Origin of the sequence: Microbacterium sp. CFBP 13617 (assembly GCF_014839445.1) — a bacterium.
Taxonomy (GTDB): domain Bacteria; phylum Actinomycetota; class Actinomycetes; order Actinomycetales; family Microbacteriaceae; genus Microbacterium.
This window is the reverse complement of record NZ_JACYNW010000003.1, coordinates 557,276-572,188: the sequence shown is the minus strand read 5'-3', so window position 1 is coordinate 572,188 and position 14,913 is coordinate 557,276. Positions and strand designations below refer to the sequence as shown.

Below are 14,913 nucleotides of genomic sequence, written 5' to 3'. Positions count from 1 at the left end.
GTCATGACGGCGCCATCGCGCTCCCCGACGCCGGAACCGCTCTCCGTCAGTGCCCGCAGTGGCAGGCGTCACCCCCGCCGCAGCACCCGTCGCCGCCCGGCGCGTGAGCCTGCGTCGCCTCGGGCAGGTCGAGCGCGGGGTTGCGGTCGAGGAAGCCGTAGGGCTTCAACCAGAACCCGGCGTAGTCGACCGGCATGATCGGCCAGTCCTCGGGCCTCGGCACGTGCGTGAGACCGAACGTGTGCCAGAGCACGAGGTCTGCGCCGTCGATCGAGCGGTCGTCGGCGGTGTACGCCGGAAGCCCCGCGCCTCCGGCGTGGGCGTTGGGGTAGCGGCCGGCGGGCCAGCGCTCCTCGGGGTCGTACGCGGTGCCCCAGAGATGCTTGGTGGCGAAGGCGGCGCGGGCGGCGACGGTCGAGGCCGGATCCGCCATGAGCAGTGCCGTCGGCTCGGGGATGAGGTGGTAGGCGGTCGGCTTTCCGACGTGATTGGTGCGGCTGGTCGACTGCACCTCCCAGACTCGGGCGACCGAGGTGTCGGCCTCGCGCTGCGCCTCGAGCTCGGTGCGCAGCGGCGTGTGCGACCAGGTGAAGGCGTTGCCGAAGGGGTTGTCGTCGCCCATCGGAATGCGCACGGCATCCACTTCGAACAGCCGGTTCTCATCGCCGTCGATCGCCATGTCGAGCCGCGCCGAGAACAGGTGCTGGTGCACCGGGGCGAAGACGCCGGGCGCGATCTCGGGGGCGTGGCGGTTGGTCGAGCCGGGCTCCCCGCCGCCGACGAACACGATGCCGGTGGCCTTGGCCTCGACCTGGATCGAGCCGTCGAGGTAGAAGTACCAGAAGAAGCCGTAGTCGTAGTTGCCGATGGTGGCGAAGTACGACACCACCAGGCGGCGCGAGCGGCGCACGTGCGAGCCGACCGGGCCGGGCTCGGTGTGCTTCCACAGCACGCCGTAGTCCTCCTCGTGCATGCACACCGCGTTCGGGATGCGCATCGCGTGTCCGTGGTCGTCGGCGACGTGCCCGTCGAAGTAGTGGATGACGCCGAGGCAGTCGCATCCGAGTTCGAGGTGGTTCGCGTTCTTGCCGAGCAGGTACTCGCCGGCGTCGAAGTAGCTGATCCAGAAGCGCGTGTTGCTGGTGTCGCCGTAGGGGACGACCATCTCGGGCACGCTCGCGCGCGAGAGCACCGGGCGGTCGTCGAAGCGCACGTCGTGCAGCACCAGACCCTCGCGGGCGTTGAAGTCGACGCGCAGCGACCAGTTCTCCCACTGCACGTGCGAGCCCGACACGTGGAAGCTGGGTCCCTCGGGCTGTGTGATCTCGATCGGCTTCAGCGTCTCGCGGGCGGGGCCGGTGGCCTGCGGGTCGTAGCGGCCGCTGCCCGCGGGAACGGGCACGTCGCCCTCGTCCTCGATGCCGATCACGCGGTTCGCGGTGAGGTCGATGTGCACGATGAGCCCCTCGACGGGGTGCGCCCACGCGATGTCGTCGTCACTGTCACGCAGGAAGGTGAGCGAGCGGATGACGCGGCGTCCGACCTCGTTCTCGCGCCCGACGAAGCCGGGGGCGAGTGGTGTGCAGAACGCCAGGTCGATGCGGTCGGCGAGGCCCCGTCGCTGCATCGCGGCCCGCCACTCGGGCGAGGCCTTGACGAGCTCGGCGGCCCGCTCGTACTCCTCGAACAGGTACTGCGGCTGACCGTAGGGAGGGGCGTCGGCGGCGTACCGGCGGCTGCTCACCACCTCGCCCGCGGTGATCGCCACGATCGCCTCGGTCACCTCTCCGGTCGCGGTGTCGAGCAGGGTCACGTCGGCGCGACGGTCGAGGGGGTCTCCCGGATGCCAGGTCGCCACGGTCTTCTTGTCGGGTTCGGCCGGCAGCAGCATCGGCACGCGCACGCTCTCGCCGAGCAGCCCCGCCGCGACGAGGGCGTCGCGGGCGCGCTCGATCTCTTCGGCGCTCAGCGGATCGAGGGGATGCGTCGCCGGCGGGGTGTCGCCCGCGGTCTCGAGGTCGGGGTTCTCCATCGCCTGGTCGGGGACGGCGTGGGCGTGTTCGTGCATGGTGTGGCCTCCGGCATCCACTCTCACCCGGCGCGCGCGGTGGGGCGTTGTCTGCCCGTGCACACCGGATGCCTGAGCGTGCGCTTCCGTGCCGGGGTCGCCGGCTCCGGGGAGGGAGCGACGATGCCGACCCGTGACATCGCGTGCGGGCCCGCTCGGCCGCGTCGGCGCGGCCGCTCGGCCCGCCACGCGGGGCCCGGTGTCGGGCTGGACTACAGCGCCGAGCGGATCGCGTCGGCCGCGGCCGTCAGCCGCGCCGCGATCGCCGCGTCGTCGAGGTCGGTCGCCACGTGCACGGCGGCGACGGCGGCGGGCTCGCGCCCCTGCACGGCGAGGGGCACCGCCACGGCGCGGAACGTGGGGATCACCTCGTCGTGGCTCGTCGCCCACCCGCGCTCCGCGGCGTCGGCGACCTCCGCCGCGAGCCGCGCGTCGACGTCGTCGGGCCACCGGCGCGGGGGGAGCTGCGCGAGGATCGCGCGGCCGGGGGCGCCCCGGGTGACCGGATGTCGCGACCCGGGCCGCTGCGCCACGGCGGTGACCGTGTGCCGGGGCTCGACGCTGACGAGGGTCACGCATTCGTCGTGGTCGAGCACGACGAGGAAGCACGTCATGCCCAGGTCGTTCGCGGCGGCGGTGAGTTCGGGCAGGGCCTCGGCCTGCAGGTCGGCGGCGACGCCCGCGGCGAGGGCCGCCAGGCCCGTTCCCAGGCGCACCGCGCCCGCGGCATCCCGAGAGACGAGCCCGTGGTCTTCGAGCGTGCGCAGCAGCCGGTAGGTCACCGAGCGGTGCAGATCGACGCGCTCCGCGAGCTCGTCGATGGTGAGGGGGCTCCGAGCATCGGCGAGCTCTTCGAGCAGGCGGATGCCGCGACTCAGTGTCTGCGAGGCGGGGGAGGAGTCTTGCCGTGGGGGCATGGAGCGGCTAGCCTCTCGTTCGATAGCAGAACGCTGCGTTCGAATATAGAACACAAATGGATCTGCCCGCAAGCATCGCGAGGTCGCGGTGCCCCCGACACCGACGTCAGGAGTCTCATGCAGTTCCACCACCACGGTTACGTCTCGGGCGACCCTCGCGTGCAGAACGCCACCGGCACGGGCCTCGACCGCCCGGCGGAGCTCCCCGACGAGGTCGACGTGCTCATCGTCGGCTCGGGTCCCGCCGGCATGCTGCTCGCGGCCCAGATGTCGCAGTTCCCCCAGGTCACGACGCGCCTCATCGAGAAGCGCGAGGGGCGCCTGCCGCTCGGCCAGGCCGACGGCATCCAACCCCGCAGCGTCGAGACGTTCCAGGCGTTCGGCTTCGCCGACCGCATCACCGCTGAGGCGTACAACATCGGCTGGATGAACTTCTGGGCGCCCGACCCCGAGGACCCCGACCGGATCGTGCGCACGACCCGCACCGAGGACTACGGGCTCAAGATCAGCGAGTTCCCCCACCTCATCGTCAACCAGGCGCGCGTGCTGGACTACTTCGCCGAGGCCGCCGCCCAGGGCCCCGCGCGCATCGCGCCCGACTACGGCGTGGAGTTCGTCGGCCTCACGGTCGGCGAGGGCGCGTACCCGGTCGAGGTCACGGTGCGAGACGCCACGGGGGAGCGCACCATCCACGCCAAGTACGTCGCCGGGTGCGACGGTGCCCGCAGCGGCGTGCGCCAGGCCATCGGCCGTCCGCACGTGGGCGCGGCGGCGAAGCACGCCTGGGGTGTCATGGACGTGCTGGTCGAGACCGACTTCCCCGACTGGCGCATCAAGTGCGCGATCAACGCCGCCGCGGGCAACATCCTGCACATCCCGCGCGAGGGCGGATACCTCAGCCGCATGTACATCGACCTCGGCGAGGTCGCCGCCGACGACGACCACCGGGTGCGCCAGACGCCGATCGACGAGGTGATCGCGCGAGCGAACGACATCCTGCACCCGTACACGATCGACGTGAAACAGGTCGCGTGGAGCAGCGTCTACGAGGTGGGGCACCGGGTGACCGACCGCTTCGTCGACGACGCCGAGAGCCCCCGCGTGTTCCTCACCGGCGACGCCTGTCACACGCACAGCGCCAAGGCCGGCCAGGGCATGAACGTCTCGATGCAGGACGGCTTCAACCTCGGATGGAAGCTCGGGCACGTGCTCACCGGCCTCGCCCCGGTGGAGCTGCTGCGCACCTACAACGACGAGCGGCACCCCGTCGCCCAGCAGCTCATCGACTTCGACCGCGAGTGGTCCTCGCTCATGGCGCGCAAGCCCGGCGAGATCACCGACCCCGACGAGCTCGCGACCTACTACCTGGCGACGGCGGAGTTCCCCTCCGGTTTCGGCACGCGCTACGCCCCGTCGGCGCTGGTGTCCGACGCGCCGGCGCAGGAGCTGGCATCCGGATTCCCCGTCGGCAGGCGCTTCCACAGCGTCGAGGTCGTGCGGGTGTGCGACGGCAACGCCGTGCACCTCGGGCACCACGCGCGCGCCGACGGGCGGTGGCGCATCTACGCCTTCGCGGATGCCGACGGCGCGGCGCTGCGCGACTGGGCCGAGGCCGCGCGCCCGATCGTGGAGCGCTTCACGCCCGACGGCGCCGACCTGGACGCGGTGTTCGACGTGAAGGTCGTCTACCCCGGCCGCTGGGAGGACGTGACCGAGGTGCCCTCGCTGTTCCGCCCGCAGTCCGGGCCGCTGGGCCTGACCGACCTCGAGAAGGTGTTCGCCGCCGCGCCCTCGGCGTGGACGAGCGCCGACATCTTCGCCGAGCGGGGAATCGGGGCCGAGGGAGCCGTGGTGCTCGTGCGCCCCGACCAGTACGTGGCGCACGTGCTGCCGCTGTCGGCGCCCGAGGGGCTGGAGCGGTTCCTCGAGCGGGCGCTCCTGTCGTCGGGCCCCGCGTCTGCACCCCCTCTCGCATAAACGCTGTTCCTGCGCGTAAACGCGTCGGCTGAGCGTTTCTGCGCACGAACGGCGTTTATGCGTGGCGGCCGGCGTCGCGGCCCGTGCCGCTCACGGCGCCGAACGCCGGAGCCGGTGCCCGTGCCCGCGCCGCTCCCGGCGCGAAACGCCGGGGCCGGCGCCGCGGCCCGCTCCCGGCGCCGAACCCACCGGAGCCGCACCTCCCCGGCGGTGGTCGGCGGCCGACCGCCCGACGACACGGAGCCTCCACCGCGGCCATGGCAACACCCTGTTTGTACACGACGTATATCGGCCCCGCCCCGCGGGCTGAGCAGAATGGCGGGGAACCCCGCCCCGATCCAGGAGGACCCATGACCGATTCACGCGAGAGCGAGCTGCTGGCATCCGTACCCACCGGTCTGCTGATCGGCGGCGAATGGCGCGCGGCCACCGGCGGCGAGACCGTCGCCGTGAACGACCCCGCCACGGGCGAGGTCATCCGCGAGATCGCCGACGCCACCGTCGACGACGGGATCGCGGCGATGGATGCCGCGGCCGACGCCTTCCCGTCCTGGGCGGCGACCCCCGCGCGCGAGCGGGCCGAGATCCTGCGCCGCGCCTTCGACCTGCTGCAGGAGCGCAAGGAAGACATCGCGCTGCTGATGACGCTCGAGATGGGCAAGCCCCTCGCCGAGGCGCGCGGCGAGGTCGCCTACGGCGGGGAGTTCCTGCGCTGGTTCAGCGAGGTCACCGCGCACACGCAGGGCCGCTACGGCGCCAACCCCGAGGGCACCGGCCGCATGATCGTGTCGCAGCACCCCGTGGGCCCCTGCTACCTGATCACCCCCTGGAACTTCCCCCTCGCGATGGCGACCCGCAAGATCGCGCCCGCGCTCGCCGCCGGCTGCACGGTCGTAATCAAGCCGGCGACCCTCACGCCGCTCACGACGCTCTTCTTCGCGCAGATCCTGCAGGATGCCGGACTGCCGGCGGGCGTGGTCAACGTGATCACCACGACGAACACCGGCCCGGTCTCGGAGCGCATCATCTCGGACCCGCGCCTGCGCAAGCTCTCGTTCACCGGCTCCACGCCCGTCGGAGTGAAGCTGCTGCAGCAGGCTGCTCCCGGTGTGCTCCGCACCTCGATGGAGCTCGGCGGCAACGCGCCCTTCGTCGTCTTCGACGACGCCGACCTCGACAAGGCGGTCGAGGGGGCGATGCTCGCGAAGTTCCGCAACATCGGTCAGGCGTGCACGGCCGCCAACCGCTTCATCGTGCAGCGCAGCGTGGTCGAGGAGTTCTCGCGCCGCGTGACCGAGCGCGTGCAGGGCCTCACGATCGGCCGCGGCACCGACGAGGGAGTGCAGATCGGACCCCTGATCGACGACCGCGCCGTCGACAAGGCGCGCACCCTGGTGGGCGATGCCGTCGAGCGCGGCGCCACGGTCACCACGGGCGGGTCGCCCATCGACGGCCCCGGCACGTTCTTCGAGCCCACCGTGGTCACCGACGTGCAGCCGGGCAGCGACATCCTGCGCGAGGAGATCTTCGGCCCCGTGCTCGCGATCGTCCCCTTCGACGACGAGGACGACGCGGTGCGCATCGCCAACGACACCGAGTACGGCCTCGTCTCGTACGTCTTCACCGAGTCGCTCGCGCGCGGCCAGCGCATGATCGACCGCCTCGAGACCGGAATGATGGGCCTCAACGTCGGCGTCGTCTCCAACGCCGCCGCCCCCTTCGGCGGGTGGAAGCAGTCGGGCCTCGGCCGCGAGGGCGGCGACGAGGGCATCCACGAGTACCTGCAGACGAAGTACACGCTGACGGCGAACCCCTACGCCTGATCGGCCGAGCCGAGAACCCCGGATGCCACGACCCGGCGCCCCGTGAGGGCCCCGGTTCGTGGCATCCGTCGTCCTGCCCCTCCCCGACGCGGGCCGAACTCCTGAGTTTCTGCCGGCGTCGGCCGGGCGGACCAGTCGTGGGCGCGTTGTGAGGCGGGCGGGCGTCGATTTCTCAGGAGTTCGGCCCGGACCGCCGGGCGCGCGCGTCAGGCGCCGGCGGCGCGGACACCGGCGGCGCGGACGCCGGCGGCGCGGACAGATGACGGCGTCTGTGCGAACTCGCGCTTGAACGCGCGGGTGAAGCTGTCGATGTCGAGGAAGCCGCTGCGCCGCGCGGCCTCGCTCACGCTCGCGCCACCGGCCAACAGCGACCGGCTGCGCCGCAGGCGGCAGCTGCGGATGAACGCCGCCGGGGACTCGCCCTCGGTGGCGAACAGTTTCTGCAACGTGCGCACGGCGATGTGGAAGTGGGCGGCCACCCGTTCGGGCGTGAGATCGGGATCGGCCGCGTTCTCGTCGATCCAGAGTCGGATCCCCTCGGCCAGGAGCCGGGGGTCGGTTGCGGGCGTGCGGGTGTCGCGCCCGCGGACGACCGCGCGGAGGAGCCCGACGAGCGCCTCGCCGATCTCCTCCGCCTCATCGTCTCCGGGCTGCTCGATGGACGCGGCGAGCATCGTGAGGGAGCGCAGCTGCGCCGAGTCCGGCAGCTCCACGGCGGTCAGCCCCGCGAAGGTGTGCCCGGTGCGGGTGAGCGTGCGACGGGGGAGCTGCAGCACCACTTCGCTCATCGCCCCGGGGAACGACAGGGCGTAGGGCGAAGCCGCGTCGTACATCACTGCCGATCCGCACCCGAGCTCGGCGGTGCGCTCGTGCTGACGGATCGATCCCCGCCCGCGGCGGTGCAACGAGATGAGCACGTCGTCGCGAGGCTGGCTGCGGATGAGGTCCTGATCGCGGAACACCGTCGATGCCTCGCTGACCACCCGGGTCACCCGCACGGCGGGTCCGAGCCTGACCTGCGAGAGGCTGGCGCGGAAGGCCGGTGCCGCCGTGTGCACCCGCAGGGGGACGAAGGCCCCGCTGCACGCGCGCGTCCACTCCGCGACGGAGGAGACGGCCACAGGCGACATGCGGGGATGATACGCCCGGGGCCGCCTCGCCCGCGCGCCGTCGGGTGCGGGCGCCGGACATCGTGCGCGGATCGCCGGATGCCGCCACCCGCCCCGGCACCGGGGCGTGCAACGCCGGGCGGTGTGCGCGCGAAGCCGGGTGCGCGCGCGGCACCCCCTCCTAACGTGTGGGCACCGCGGGGTATCCGACCCCGCTCACCCGAAGGAGTCGTCATGCCCGACTACCGCAAGAGCTTCCGCGCCGCCGCCGTCCAGGCCGAACCCGTCTGGAACGACGTCGACGGGGGCATCGACAAACTGGAGTCCTACGCCCGCGACGCCCGGGCCGGCGGAGCCGACATCGTCGCGTTCCCCGAGGTGTGGATCCCCGGCTACCCGTGGTTCCTGTGGTTGGACTCCGTGGCGTGGCAGTCGCAGTTCGTCGTGCCGTACGCCGCCAACTCGATCGAGATCGGCAGCCCCGAGTGGCAGCGGCTCGAGGGCATCGCCCGTTCGGTGGGCATCTCCCTCGCGTTCGGCTTCAGCGAGCGCGCGGGCGGTTCGCTGTACATGGGGCAGGCGGTGATCGGCGCCGACGGCCGCACCCTCAACACCCGGCGCAAGCTCAAGCCGACGCACGTCGAGCGCACGCAGTTCGGCGACGGCGACGGCTCCGACGTCGTGGTGGTCGACACCCCCGTCGGCCGCGTCGGTTCGCTCAACTGCTGGGAGCACCTGCAGCCCCTGACCAAGTACGCGATGTTCTCGCAGGACGAGCAGTTGCACGTCGCCGCGTGGCCGAGCTTCTCGATCTTCGGCGGTGCGGTCAACGCCCTCGGACCCGAGGTGAACATCGGCGCATCGCGGCAGTACGCCGTCGAGGGGCAGGCGTTCGTCCTCGCCCCCTGTGCCACGGTCGGTCCGGCGGCTCAGGAGCTGTTCGCCGACACCGACGCCAAGCGCGCCATGCTCCCGCTCGGCGGCGGCTACGCCCGCATCTTCGGTCCCGACGGCAGCTCGCTCGCCGACCCGCTCGCGCCCGACGAGGAGGGCATCCTCTTCGCCGACATCGACTACGCCGCCATCCTCGCCGCCAAGAACGCCGCCGACCCGGTGGGGCACTACTCCCGGCCCGACGTCTTCACCCTCCACCACCGCGACACGGGCCGGCTGCCCAAGGTCTCGGCATCCGGTCGCGACATCCCGCCCGCGGCGTCGGTCGAGGCCGACGACCTCGTCGGCGTGGAGTGAACACCTGAGCACCGGATGCCACGACCCCGGCGCCCCGTGAGGGCCCGGGGTCGTGGCATCCGCCGTCGGCCGGCGCCGATGCACGACTCCGGCAGAACCGACGACCCGGTCCTCACGCGTACCGCTCGCTCGCCGTTGCCGGAGTCGTGCCGACGGCCGCGCGAAGACCCGCCTCAGCCGTCGGCGTGACGGTCGAGGAACGCGAAGACCTCGGCATCGTCGACGCCCGGGAACATGCCGCGGGGGAGCGGCGAGAACATGTACTGGTGCACTCGGGCGCTCGGCCAGGCCTTGCCCTGCCACCGCTCGGCGGCCTCGGCGTCGGGGCGGCGGCAGCACGATTCGTCGGGGCAGCGTGAGATGCCGCGCGTGCTGGTCTCGCGTCCGCGGAACCACCGGGCGTCGTCGAACGGCACGCCCACGGTGATCGAGAAGTCGCCGGCCGAGGTGCTGCCGGTCTGGGTCGAGCACCAGAAAGTTCCGGCCGGGGTGTCGGTGTACTGGTAGTGCTCGGTGGTGCGGTTGTGCTCGTCGAAGGCCGAGCGCGCCGAGAACTTCTTGCACACGATCTGCCCCTCGACCGACCCGGTGACGTCGGTGGGAAGGGGGAGGCCGTCGTTCTCGTACACGCGCGAGATCGCCCCGTCGCCGTCGACGCGCATGAAGTGCAGCCGAATGCCGAGGTGCGCCGTCATGAGGTTCGTCATGCGCATGGCCGCCGCCTCGTGGGTCACCCCGAACGCGTCGCGGAAGTCCTCGACGGCGAGGTTGCGGTCGCGCTTCGCCTGCGAGAGGAAGGCGACCGCGCTCGTCTCGGGCATGAGGCAGCACGCGGCGTAGTAGTTGATCTCGAGACGCTGCTGCAGGAAGTCGGCGTAATCGGTGGGTGGGCGGTGCCCCAGCAGGCGGTGCGCCATCGCCTGCAGAGCCATCGAGCGCAGGCCGTGGCCGCCGGGGATCGAGGCCGGCGGCAGGTACACGCGGCCGTTCTCGAGGTCGGTGACCGAACGGGCCGAGTGCGGCAGGTCGCTGACGTAGATGAGCTCGAAGCCCAGCTGCTCGGCCATGATGCTGACCGTGCGGTGCGTGAGGGCCCCCGTGGTGTGTCCGGCGGCCTTGAGCTGCTTCTCGGCGAGGCGCTCGATCTCCGGCAGGTGGTTGTCGGTGGAGCGCATGCGCAGGCGCAGCTCGGTGTTGGCGCGCCGGGCCTCTTCGGGGCTCGCGATCGTCTCGCGCTCGCGGCGCTGGAGTTCCCGGTGCAGGCCCAGCACGGCCTCGATCGTGTCGTCGCTGGTGCCCTTGGTGACCTTCATCGGGGGGATGCCGAGCTGTCGGAAGAACGGACTGGTCTGCGCCCGGTCGAGCTCGATCTCGAGGGCGGCCCGCCGGTTCGGCGGCTCGTTCGACAGCAGCTCGGCGACGTCGGTCTCGGTCGCGCCCGCGATCTGCTGCAGCAGAGAGAGCTTGGGTTCGCGTTTGCCGTTCTCGATGAGACTCAGCTGGCTGCCGGCGACTCCGACCATCGCGCCGAGCTCGTCGAGCGTGTATCCCCGGGCGAGGCGGTGGTGCCGGATGCGATGCCCCAGGGTGGTGAGTTCGAACGACGATGCCATTCCTTGACCATATCGAAAGAATGCCGATTCTTGCTGCTGATTTCGCCGGAAAGAACCCGCACGCACCCGCACCATGGAGGAAGACCACCGATTTCGCTCTCAACCGAGGAGAACGACATGGCACTCGCCGACATCTTCAGCTCCACCCCGCGCAACGCCGCGTCCCCCACCCGCGCCCCTCGTGCCGGTCACGGCGTGCGTCCGGCCGTCGAGGGCCCGGGTCTCGCCGCGCTGACCGCGTGGGTCGACCAGGTCGCCGCCCTCACGCAGCCCGACCGCATCCACTGGGTCGACGGCTCCGCCGCCGAGAACGACGCCCTGCTGCGCGAGATGGTCGACGAGGGCAAGCTCATCAAGCTCAACCCCGAGTGGCGTCCGGGTTCGTACCTGGCCCGCTCGCACCCCGGCGACGTCGCCCGTCTCGAGTCGCGCACCTACATCGCCTCCGAGAGCGAAGAGGATGCCGGGCCCACCAACAACTGGATCGCCCCGGCCGAGATCCGCGAGACGTTGAACGGCGTCTTCGAGGGTTCGATGCGCGGGCGCACGATGTACGTCGTGCCCTTCTCGATGGGCGCGGTCGGCGGCCCCCTCAGCCACATCGGCGTGCAGATCACCGACAGCGCCTACGCCGTGGCATCCATCGGTGTGATGACGCGCGTCGGCACGGCCGTCACCGAGCAGATCGCCGCCGGGGCCCCGTGGGTCAAGACCGTGCACTCGGTCGGAGCGCCGCTCGCCGCCGGTCAGGACGACGTCTCGTGGCCCTGCAACGACGAGAAGTACATCGTGCACTTCCCCGACACCCTCGAGGTGTGGTCGTTCGGCTCGGGCTACGGCGGGAACGCGATCCTGGCGAAGAAGTGCTTCGCCCTGCGCATCGCGTCGGTCATCGGCCGCGACGAGGGCTGGCTCGCCGAGCACATGCTGCTCATCCGCGTGATCGACCCGAAGGGCAAGGCGTACCACGTGGCCGCCGCTTTCCCCTCGGCCTGCGGCAAGACCAACCTCGCCATGCTCCGCCCCACCATCCCCGGCTGGCGCGTCGAGACCCTCGGTGACGACATCACCTGGATCCGTCCGGGAGAAGACGGGCGCCTCTGGGCCATCAACCCCGAGGCCGGCTTCTTCGGCGTCGCACCGGGCACGGGCGAGTCGACCAACGTCACCGCCATCGAGACGCTCTGGGGCAACACGATCTTCACCAACGTTGCGCTCCGCCCCGACGGCGACGTCTGGTGGGAGGGACTGACCGACGAGGCGCCCCCGCACCTCACCGACTGGGAGGGCAACGCCTGGACGCCCGCGTCGGGTCGACCCGCCGCGCATCCCAACTCGCGCTTCACCGTCGGTGCCGCCCAGTGCCCGCAGATCGCCGAGGACTGGGAGGCCCCCCAGGGCGTGCCGCTCGACGTCATCCTGTTCGGCGGCCGACGCGCCACGAACGTGCCCCTCGTGGTCGAGGCCACCGACTGGTCGCACGGCGTCTTCATCGGCTCGACGGTGTCGTCCGAGAAGACGGCCGCGCAGGAGGGCACGGTCGGCGAGCTGCGTCGCGACCCCTTCGCCATGCTCCCGTTCTGCGGCTACAACATGGGCGACTACTTCGGCCACTGGCTCTCCGTCGGCCAGAAGCTGCGTTTCGACCGCGCACCGCGCATCTTCCAGGTCAACTGGTTCCGCAAGGGCGACGACGGACGCTTCCTCTGGCCCGGCTTCGGAGACAACGCCCGCGTGATCGACTGGATCATCCGCCGCGTCGACGGTCAGGTCGATGCCGTCGAGAGCCCCATCGGTCGCCTCCCGCGCATCGAGGATCTGCAGCTGTCGGGTCTCGACCTGCCGGCCGCCGACCTCGACGAGCTGTTCTCGATCGACCGCGCTTCGTGGCTCGCCGAGGCCGACCTCACCGAGGAGTTCTACGACACGTTCGGCAGTCACCTTCCGGCCGCCCTGCGCGCCGAGCTCGCCGCGCTCCGCTACCGCTTGCAGCGCGCCTGAGCCCCCGCTCGTCCCGCGCCGCGAGACGAGCCCCGACTCCGATGCCCCTCCCGCTCTTGGCGCGCGCGAGGGGCATCGGCATGTGCGCGTGCCACGTGCCGGGGATGCGGGTAGAGGCCCGGGTGTCGGCGCCGGCGGAGCGCGCGCGCACCGCGCCACCGCGCGGAGGGCGACTCCGCTTCCGGCCGAGCCGCCGCCCTCACACCAGCAGCTGGTGTTTCGCCAGATCGCGGTAGAGCGGGGTGGAGGCCACCAGCTCGCTGTGCGTGCCCTGTCCGACGACCCGGCCGTTCTCGAGCACCACGATCACGTCGCTGTCGACGACCGTCGACAGACGGTGCGCGATGACCAGCAGCGTGCGGTCGGTGGCGACGGCGTCGATGGCTTCGCGCATGCGCTGCTCGTTGACGCCGTCGAGCGACGAGGTCGATTCGTCGAGCAGCAGCACCGGGGGAGCCGCCAGCAGCGCTCGCGCGATCGCGAGGCGCTGACGCTCGCCGCCCGAGAGCATGACGCCGTCCTCGCCGACGGGCGCGTCGACGCCCAGCGGATTGCGCTCGAGCACGTCGCCGAGGTTCACGGCGTGCAGCACGCGCTCGCAGTCGGCGTCGGAGGCCGACGGCGAGGCGAGGCGCAGGTTGTCGGCGATGGTGCCGGCGAGCGTCGGGGCGTCCTGCTCGACGTAGCCGAAGCGGGCGCGCAGCGCGTCGCGTCCCAGGTCGCGGGCGTCCACGCCGTCGACGAGGATCGCTCCGCCGGTGGGGTCGTAGAAGCGCTCGACGAGCGAGAGGATCGTGCTCTTGCCCGCGCCCGACGGGCCCACCAGGGCGACGCGTGCCCCGCGGGGCACGGTGAACGACACGCCTCGCAGCACCTCGCGGTCGGTGTCGTCGACCTCGGTGCCGGCGTCGGCGGTGGCGGAGTCGAGATGCACCTCGGCGAGCACCGAGCGCGCTTCTCTCGCCGCGGCCTCGCGGGCCTTGACGACGTGGTCGGGGTAGCGGAACCGCACGTCGCGGAACTCGATCGCCGCGGCATCCGCCACCGGCGACGCCCCGGCGGCGCGGTCGCCGTCGTCCTCGAGAGGCAGGTCGAGCACCTCTTGGATGCGTCCGAGCGCCCCGAGCGCCTGATTGACCGACGTGATGGCCCCGATCGCCGAGGCGAGGGGCTGCACGAGCAGGAACAGGAAGATGACGAACGTCACGAGGGCTGCCACGTCGATGGCTCCGGATGCCACGCGGAACCCGCCGACACCGAGCACGACGAGCAGCGACACCTGCAGGGCGATCCCCGCGACGGGCACGATGAGGGCAGAAACCTTGGCAATGCGCACGCCCGCGGCGTAGGCCTCGGTGGCGGTCTCGGTGACGGTGGCGGTCTCGCGCTCGGTGGCGCCCGCCGCGCGGATGGTGCGGATCGACCCGACCGCGCGCTCGACGCCCGACGACAGCTCGCCGACCTTCTCTTGCTGCACCGCCGATGCCGCGCGGATGCGCGTGCTCAGCCCGACGACCACCGCGATCGAGGCGCCGATCACGACGACGATGAGTCCGAGCAGCAGCGGGTCGATGAAGGCCATGGCGATGACGGCGCCGACCAGGATGAGGGCGTTGCCCACGGCATCCGCGAGTCCCTGCGTGAGCACCGCGTACAGCAGCGTGGTGTCGGTGCCCACGCGCGAGACGAGGTCGCCCGTGCGGCGCGCGTCGAACTCGCTGATCGGAAGGCGCAGGATGCGGGCGATCAGGCGCCGACGGCTCGAGTAGACCACGGCGGTGCCGGTGCGCTGCAGCAGGTAGTGCTGGTAGCCCGAGATGAGCGACGACAGCACCACGAAGCCGATGAGCAGCCAGACCAGCGCCCCGAGGGGCACGGTGTTCTGCACGCGTTGGATGACCTCGCCCACCAGCAGCGGCTGCACCAGGGTGGTGGCGGCGCCGAGCACGCTCAAGACGGCGACGACCACGAGGGTGCGCTTGTGCTCGAGAAGGAAGGGCAGCAGCTGCCGGAACGACGCGCGCGGGCCCTGGGGCACGCGGCGGCCGCGCCGACCGCGCGCGGGAGCGGGAACGGACATGCTCACCTCGGGAAGAAGAAAGGGATGCTTCGACCGTACCTCGCGCCACCGACACCGCTCGGCACCTGGTCTCG

General features: G+C 71.7%; 9 protein-coding genes. 4 read left to right on the top strand and 5 right to left on the bottom strand.

Annotated elements, in window-relative coordinates; translation table 11 throughout:
* Positions 1–46: 46 nt before the first annotated feature.
* Both IFU40_RS11105 and IFU40_RS11100 read right to left on the bottom strand, forming a co-directional pair.
* The gene (locus tag IFU40_RS11105) at positions 47–2,032 is read right to left on the bottom strand and encodes a primary-amine oxidase (RefSeq protein WP_191926455.1); all 1,986 of its coding nucleotides are present in this window, start codon (positions 2,030–2,032) and stop codon (positions 47–49) included.
* 248 nt (positions 2,033–2,280) lie between these two features.
* Complete coding sequence (locus tag IFU40_RS11100; protein ID WP_191926342.1) at positions 2,281–2,985, bottom strand: IclR family transcriptional regulator; 705 nt, start codon at positions 2,983–2,985, stop codon at positions 2,281–2,283.
* Between the two features lie 117 nt (positions 2,986–3,102).
* Between IFU40_RS11100 and IFU40_RS11095 the strand changes: the two genes are divergently transcribed.
* A complete protein-coding gene (locus IFU40_RS11095) occupies positions 3,103–4,962 on the top strand; it encodes an FAD-dependent monooxygenase (RefSeq protein ID WP_191926341.1) in 1,860 nt (619 codons plus the stop codon).
* A 350-nt stretch (positions 4,963–5,312) separates the two neighbouring features.
* The gene (locus IFU40_RS11090) at positions 5,313–6,785 is read left to right on the top strand and encodes an NAD-dependent succinate-semialdehyde dehydrogenase (RefSeq protein WP_070408418.1); all 1,473 of its coding nucleotides are present in this window, start codon (positions 5,313–5,315) and stop codon (positions 6,783–6,785) included.
* A gap of 206 nt (positions 6,786–6,991) precedes the next feature.
* Here IFU40_RS11090 and IFU40_RS11085 read toward each other — a convergent pair whose 3' ends face one another.
* Positions 6,992–7,915: a helix-turn-helix domain-containing protein gene (locus IFU40_RS11085; RefSeq protein WP_191926340.1), complete on the bottom strand. Its 924-nt coding sequence runs from the start codon at positions 7,913–7,915 to the stop codon at positions 6,992–6,994.
* A gap of 213 nt (positions 7,916–8,128) precedes the next feature.
* On the opposite strand from IFU40_RS11085, the gene IFU40_RS11080 reads away from it, so the two are divergent.
* Positions 8,129–9,145: a carbon-nitrogen hydrolase family protein gene (locus IFU40_RS11080; RefSeq protein ID WP_191926339.1), complete on the top strand. Its 1,017-nt coding sequence runs from the start codon at positions 8,129–8,131 to the stop codon at positions 9,143–9,145.
* Between the two features lie 173 nt (positions 9,146–9,318).
* On the opposite strand, the gene IFU40_RS11075 is transcribed toward IFU40_RS11080, so the two are convergent.
* Positions 9,319–10,758, bottom strand: coding sequence for a helix-turn-helix transcriptional regulator (locus IFU40_RS11075; protein ID WP_191915874.1), 1,440 nt, complete (start codon positions 10,756–10,758; stop codon positions 9,319–9,321).
* A 117-nt stretch (positions 10,759–10,875) separates the two neighbouring features.
* Here IFU40_RS11075 and IFU40_RS11070 point away from each other — a divergent pair, with 117 nt between their 5' ends.
* Positions 10,876–12,759: a phosphoenolpyruvate carboxykinase (GTP) gene (locus IFU40_RS11070; RefSeq protein WP_191926338.1), complete on the top strand. Its 1,884-nt coding sequence runs from the start codon at positions 10,876–10,878 to the stop codon at positions 12,757–12,759.
* A gap of 199 nt (positions 12,760–12,958) precedes the next feature.
* Here IFU40_RS11070 and IFU40_RS11065 read toward each other — a convergent pair whose 3' ends face one another.
* A complete protein-coding gene (locus tag IFU40_RS11065; RefSeq protein WP_191926337.1) occupies positions 12,959–14,839 on the bottom strand; it encodes an ABC transporter ATP-binding protein in 1,881 nt (626 codons plus the stop codon).
* Between the last annotated feature and the right edge of the window lie 74 nt (positions 14,840–14,913).